Origin of the sequence: Desulforhabdus sp. TSK (assembly GCF_022836495.1) — a bacterium.
In the GTDB taxonomy this organism is placed as follows: Bacteria; Desulfobacterota; Syntrophobacteria; order Syntrophobacterales; family Syntrophobacteraceae; genus Desulforhabdus.
In genome coordinates this window covers 1-254 of sequence record NZ_BQXM01000286.1, presented here as the reverse complement: position 1 = coordinate 254, position 254 = coordinate 1, and the positions used below count along the sequence as shown (strand labels likewise).

At 43.3% G+C, this 254-nt stretch carries 1 protein-coding gene; it reads left to right on the top strand.

The window, feature by feature from the left end:
• Positions 1 to 5: 5 nt before the first annotated feature.
• The coding region (locus MWC30_RS23280) for a transposase (RefSeq protein WP_368860940.1) at positions 6 to 254 on the top strand (249 nt) is incomplete at its 3' end.

The window sequence follows — 254 nt, the reverse complement described above, 5'->3', positions numbered from 1 at the left end:
CCAAAATGAAGCGGGCCCAAAGATTTTTTGCAAAGGGGAGCCGATTCAGTTTTGTACTTGCGTTTACGAAAGACTACTTTACAAAACCCCGTCAAATGCCGGTTTTCGAAGCCTGCGGGAATTGCTGCAAGAAGAACCTCTACATTAAATTCCTCCCCACCTATTCTCCTGAGCTCAATCTCATTGAGATCCTGTGGAGGAAGATAAAGTATGAATGGCTATCCTTCTCAGCCTATCTCTCTTTTAGTTTACTA